We start from the raw sequence: 1490 nt of genomic DNA, 5'->3' as shown, positions 1-1490 counted from the left end.
TTAGGGTACGGGCCGCCATGAAACTCGCTAGAGGCTTTTCTCGACAGCATAGGATCATCCACTTCGCCACAATCGGCTCGGCATCAGGTCTCACCCTTATGTGGATGGCGGATTTACCTACCATCCGGGCTACACCCTTACCCCGGGACAACCACCGCCCGGGCTGGACTACCTTCCTGCGTCACCCCATCACTCACCTACTACAAGTCTGGTTCATCGGCTCCACCACTCCCCCGGAACCCGAAGGCTCCGAAGGCGGCTTCACGGACTTAGCATCGCTCGCCTCAGCGTTGACGCTTCACAGCGGGTACCGGAATATCAACCGGTTATCCATCGACTACGCCTGTCGGCCTCGCCTTAGGTCCCGACTTACCCTGGGCAGATCAGCTTGACCCAGGAACCCTTAGTCAATCGGCGCGCACGTTTCTCACGTGCGTATCGCTACTCATGCCTGCATTCTCACTCGTGAACCATCCACAACTACCTTCCGGTGCTGCTTCACCCGGCACACGACGCTCCCCTACCCACCCACACAACCGTTAGGTTTCATATGTGAGTGACACGACTTCGGCGGTGTACTTGAGCCCCGCTACATTGTCGGCGCAGAATCACTTGACCAGTGAGCTATTACGCACTCTTTCAAGGATGGCTGCTTCTAAGCCAACCTCCTGGTTGTCTCTGCGACTCCACATCCTTTCCCACTTAGCACACGCTTAGGGGCCTTAGTCGATGCTCTGGGCTGTTTCCCTCTCGACCATGGAGCTTATCCCCCACAGTCTCACTGCCGTGCTCTCACTTACCGGCATTCGGAGTTTGGCTAAGGTCAGTAACCCGGTAAGGCCCATCGCCTATCCAGTGCTCTACCTCCGGCAAGAAACACACGACGCTGCACCTAAATGCATTTCGGGGAGAACCAGCTATCACGGAGTTTGATTGGCCTTTCACCCCTAACCACAGGTCATCCCCCAGATTTTCAACTCTGGTGGGTTCGGGCCTCCACGAAGTCTTACCTCCGCTTCACCCTGCCCATGGCTAGATCACTCCGCTTCGGGTCTTGAGCATGCTACTCAACCGCCCTCTTAGGACTCGCTTTCGCTACGGCTCCCCCACACGGGTTAACCTCGCAACATACCGCAAACTCGCAGGCTCATTCTTCAAAAGGCACGCAGTCACGACCGCACACAGCAAGCTGCNGCAGGCTCATTCTTCAAAAGGCACGCAGTCACGACCGCACCGGTCCGAAGACCAACACGGCGACGCTCCCACGGCTTGTAGGCACACGGTTTCAGGTACTATTTCACTCCGCTCCCGCGGTACTTTTCACCATTCCCTCACGGTACTATCCGCTATCGGTCACCAGGGAATATTTAGGCTTAACGGGTGGTCCCGCCAGATTCACACAGGATTTCTCGGGCCCTGTGCTACTTGGGTGGCTCTCAAACGAGTCGCTGACGTTTCAGCTACGGGGGTCTTACCCTCTACGCCGGACC

Annotated in this window: 1 rRNA gene (cut by a window edge); it reads right to left on the bottom strand. The window is 57.0% G+C overall.

Annotation, left to right across the window (positions count from 1 at the left end):
• Positions 1 to 1490, bottom strand: a 23S ribosomal RNA gene (locus tag ABD299_RS17805) (its annotated part continues 394 nt past the right edge of the window); the annotation flags it as partial.

The organism is Streptomyces sodiiphilus, assembly GCF_039529215.1.
In the GTDB taxonomy this organism is placed as follows: domain Bacteria; phylum Actinomycetota; class Actinomycetes; order Streptomycetales; family Streptomycetaceae; genus Streptomyces; species Streptomyces sodiiphilus.
This window is presented reverse-complemented; position numbering and strand designations above follow the sequence as displayed.